This window comes from Streptococcus suis (genome assembly GCF_019794615.1).
In the GTDB taxonomy this organism is placed as follows: Bacteria; Bacillota; Bacilli; order Lactobacillales; family Streptococcaceae; genus Streptococcus; species Streptococcus suis_AI.
The window spans coordinates 1-4,473 of the sequence record NZ_JAIMDU010000063.1; the positions used below are offsets into that span (position 1 = coordinate 1).

5 protein-coding genes are annotated in these 4,473 nt (G+C 38.4%); 4 read left to right on the forward strand and 1 reads right to left on the reverse strand.

All coding sequences use genetic code 11. From position 1 onward, the window contains the following. Nucleotides 1-633 precede the first annotated feature (633 nt). Nucleotides 634-1,500, reverse strand: a complete 867-nt coding sequence (locus K6V43_RS11200; protein WP_024391900.1) for a YitT family protein — start codon at nt 1,498-1,500, stop codon at nt 634-636. Nucleotides 1,501-1,642: 142 nt separating this feature from the next. Between K6V43_RS11200 and tmk the strand changes: the two genes are divergently transcribed. From tmk to rsmI, 4 genes are read left to right on the forward strand one after another with little or no spacing between them, the layout of a single operon-like run. Then, on the forward strand, nt 1,643-2,281 hold the full coding sequence (tmk, locus tag K6V43_RS11205; RefSeq protein ID WP_160863841.1) for a dTMP kinase: 639 nt from the start codon (nt 1,643-1,645) through the stop codon (nt 2,279-2,281). Then, on the forward strand, nt 2,278-3,159 hold the full coding sequence (locus K6V43_RS11210; protein ID WP_024404894.1) for a DNA polymerase III subunit delta': 882 nt from the start codon (nt 2,278-2,280) through the stop codon (nt 3,157-3,159). Before tmk ends, K6V43_RS11210 begins: the two co-directional genes overlap by 4 nt. A 23-nt stretch (nt 3,160-3,182) precedes the next feature. After that, nucleotides 3,183-3,500, forward strand: a complete 318-nt coding sequence (gene yabA, locus K6V43_RS11215; protein ID WP_024391897.1) for a DNA replication initiation control protein YabA — start codon at nt 3,183-3,185, stop codon at nt 3,498-3,500. Nucleotide 3,501: 1 nt separating this feature from the next. After that, nucleotides 3,502-4,365: a 16S rRNA (cytidine(1402)-2'-O)-methyltransferase gene (rsmI, locus tag K6V43_RS11220; protein WP_222383136.1), complete on the forward strand. Its 864-nt coding sequence runs from the start codon at nt 3,502-3,504 to the stop codon at nt 4,363-4,365. Nucleotides 4,366-4,473: the final 108 nt, after the last annotated feature.

A 4,473-nucleotide genomic window follows, 5' to 3' on the forward strand; every position in this document is an offset into this window, starting at 1 on the left:
ATTCAGAATAAAGAATGAGTGCTTGTATTTTTCTATGATGCGGAGCATTATTTTTATCTTTAAGTGCTTGCTTTAATTCTTCAACTTGTGTCTGGGTAAGTTCTTTTATCATAATACTATTATATCGCTATTTTTGATTTTTGTTAAGTATTAGATATACATACTTGCTATTATAAACTTATAAAGATTCATTCAGTATTGACTTACAATACATTTATTAATCCATCAATTATTTATAATTGTTTTATAACAAGGAGGTTATCCTATGAAATCTGATTTCTTTAATATTTGTCTGGCTATCAGTTGCTCTTCGTTAGCGATTATCTTGTTCATTGACTCATGTCTCACTTACGACAAAGAATATTTGAGACCTCTGTCTTACATTGTAATCGTATCTTATATCATTTTCTTAATCCTCACTAAAATATCTGAAAAGAGAAGTAAGTAAGGATAGATTAAAATGGATATTGCACATATTGCCCAATCGCTCGGTGGTTAAGAAGAGCCACAGTATATTTATTTTATAAAAAAGTCTTAGCATAAAGCTAGTAAAAAACACATAAAATCTTTGTTGCTACAAGCATTGATTTCATGTGTTTTTTATATTACCAATTATTAACTAAATTTGCTTTATTAATCACGTTGCAAAGGTTGTTTATTCTTATCTAAAGTAAACCCTTCGCCAAGTACCTCATGTGCGTCTGTAATGGTGATAAAGGCATGCGGATCTATTTGATGAATCAGCTCTTTCATTTCTTGTAACTGACTTTTATAGATTACAGAATAAATCATATTGATATTGGTTTTGCTATAAAAACCTTGCGCCTTTATGAAGGTGATACCACGTTCGATTTTTTGGTCAATCGCTTGCGCAAGCTCTTCTGATTTCTCAGAAACAATCATCACACCCTTGCTACCATATCCACCATCTGCTACCAAGTCTATTATTTTAGAAGCGATCCCAACCATCATCAGTGTATACAGTACCAGACGAATATCTTGAAAAACAAGGACGATCAGTGTTAACACAATGGTATCAATTGCGAAAATAATTTGGCCAATAGAATAGGGGAGGTATTTGTGACCGATACGGGCAACAATATCACTACCACCAGTTGTCCCACCGGAGCGGAAAATAATGCCCAGACCGAGTCCAATGAGCAACCCCCCAAGGATGCTTACAAGGATTAGGTCTTCGTGTAAATCAATTGCAAATGGAACCTTTTCAAATAAGGCTAACCAAACGGTTACACTAAGGGTTCCAAGAATGCTCAGATAGAGTGTTTTTCGTCCCAGAATTTTCCAACCAATGATGAATAAGGGAATATTGATGACAATGTTCATTACCCAAGGTTGCACCTTAAAAAGATAGTAAACAATCAAACTTAATCCTGTCGCACCACCTTCAAATAAATGGTTCGGCATGATCAGATAGTTCAAACCAAAGGCAAATAAACCAGCCCCGAATACAATCAACAGAATATTTCTGAAACGTAGCATACTTTTTCACTCTCCTTAGAAATCTATATTGACATTGTACGGTATTTGGTCAAGAAATACAAGTCAATTTTCAAGTGCTTTTTTGGCTAGATTTTGGTAAAATAAAAAGAACTATGAATGAGCAAATCGAAAGGTAGAGACAGTGAAACAAGGAATGTTTATTACATTTGAAGGTCCGGATGGAGCTGGTAAGACTACGGTATTACGGGAATTATTACCAGCTTTACAAGAGTTGGGACCTGAAGTGGTGACAACGAGAGAGCCAGGTGGTGTAGCCATTGCAGAAGAGATTCGTAATATAATTCTCAATCCTGCAAATACCGAAATGGATGACAAAACGGAGCTGTTATTGTTTATTGCGGCTCGACGTCAGCATTTAAAAGAGAAGATATTGCCACCATTGGCTCAAGGAAAATTACTATTGATTGACCGTTTTATCGATTCCTCAATTGCTTATCAAGGTTTTGGTCGTGGTCTCAATGTGGCTGATATCAACTGGCTCAATCAGTTTGCGACAGATGGATTAAAACCTGATTTGACCCTCTATTTTGATATTGATACAGAAGAAGGATTGGCACGAATTGCCCGCAATGCGGATCGTGATGTGGACCGCTTAGATATGGAAAAGGCAGATATGCACCGTCGGGTACGTCAAGGTTATCTCAGCTTATTGGAACAAGAACCTGAGCGATTTGTTAAAATTGATGCCAGTCAACCGTTGGAATCAGTCGTTGCGGATGCTCTGGCGGTTATTAAGAAACGGTTTTCGGAAAGAGTATGAATATTCAGGAACTAAAAGATCTTCAACCACTGGTCTATCAGCAATTTGTCACGATTCTAGAACAAGGTCGTTTGGCACATGCTTATTTATTTTCAGGTGATTTTGCGAGCTTTGAAATGGCCCTTTTTCTAAGTCAAGCTTTGTTTTGCCAAGAAAAGGTTGGTGTCCTTCCATGTGGAAAGTGTCGCTCTTGTCGGTTGATTGAATCAAATGACTTTTCGGATGTGACCATTGTGGCACCCCAAGGTAATTTCATTAAAACAGATACGATACGGGAGTTGGTCAAGAACTTCTCACAGTCTGGTTTTGAATCTAGCCAGCAAGTATTTATCATACGTGATGCTGAGAAAATGCATGTGAATGCCGCAAATTCTTTGCTCAAAGTTATTGAAGAGCCTCAGTCGACGATCCATATTTTTCTTTTGACCAATCAAGAAGAAGCTGTTTTACCAACCATAAAGAGTCGTACCCAAATTATCTCATTTCCCCAAAATCTTCCATATTTAGAGAGAATTCTAGAGGAAGAAGGCTTATTGAAAACTCAAGCAAGTCTTATCGCACGACTAGTTTCTAGTCAAGAGGAGGCGAAAAGGCTGGCTACAAACAAATCGTTTATTGACTTGCTGGGTCAGGCGAAAAAGTTTACAGAATTGCTTTTAACTGATTCTAACCGCGCTTATTTACAAGTAGGGATGCTGGTTTCTTTAGCGGTGGAAAAAGCAGAGCAGGGGCGCTTGTTTGATGTGTTGAGCTTGTTACTTGCAGAAAGATTAACAGAGATGATAGCTCGTGAAAAAATGGACGCAGTCCTGAAAGCCAAGAAAATGTGGCAGGCAAATGTCAGTCTGCAAAACTGTTTAGAATACCTTACCATGTAAAGCGAATCATTGAAAGGACAGGAATGGATAAAAAAGAACTATTTGATGCACTTGATGATTTTTCACAAAATTTATTGACAACCTTGGCTGATGTGGACGCCATTAAAAAACATCTTCAAAGTGTTATTGATGAAAATACACGATTACGCTTGGAAAATTCTAAGTTGCGTGAGCGTTTGGAGAAAGAAGATAAGATAGGACACAAGCCTTCAAACTTTGGTAAGGAGAATTTGGAGAATATCTATGAGGATGGTTTCCATATCTGTACCTATGAATACGGCAAACGTAGAGATAATGATGAACCGTGTATGTTCTGTATTGAATTATTGAATCGAGATTAGAATGAAACTACAAAAATCATTTAAGGGTCAGTCGCCCTTCGGGAGCCTCTATCTGGTCCCCACCCCGATTGGAAACTTGCAGGATATGACCTTTAGAGCCATTCAGACCTTGAAAGAAGTTGATGTCATTGCGTCGGAAGATACCAGGAACACAGGTTTGCTTCTCAAACATTTTGAGATTGATACCAAGCAGACCTCCTTTCATGAACACAATGCTCATGATAAAATTCCTGTCTTGCTCGATTGGCTCAAATCTGGTCAATCAATTGCTCAAGTATCTGACGCTGGTTTGCCTTCCATATCAGATCCTGGTCACGATTTAGTACGTGCAGCAATTGAAGAAAATATTCCTGTAATTGCCCTACCTGGTGCTTCAGCAGGGATTACTGCTCTCATCGCATCCGGATTAGCCCCACAACCGCATATTTTCTATGGTTTTTTACCGAGGAAAGCAGGACAACAAAAGGAATTTTTTCAAGAAAAAAGAGCCTATCCGGAAACTCAGATTTTTTATGAATCGCCTTACCGTGTGGCTGATACCTTGGAAAATATGTTATCGGTTTATGGTGATCGCCAGGCTACGATTGTTCGGGAGTTAACCAAGCTGTTTGAAGAATACCAAAGAGGTTCAATCTCAGAACTCCTCGCCTATCTTGAAGAAAACCCGCTTAAGGGAGAATGCCTGATAATTGTTGCAGGAGCTCGTGAAGAAGACCGCCCATCAGCTGAAGAAGTGGATCTAAAAGCTGAGGTAGAAAAGGAAATTGCAGGTGGTCGGAAACCCAATCAGGCCATCAAAGAAATAGCCAAACGTTACCAACTAAAAAAACAAGAAGTATACGATATCTATCATGGACTAGGCTGATGCCCAATGTCATTAAGTTAAGCATTTAAGCAGCTAAAGAAACTATTCCCGTCTGAGCAGTTGATGACAAGACGGGAATAGTTTTTGTATTTAGGGCGCACAAAAAGG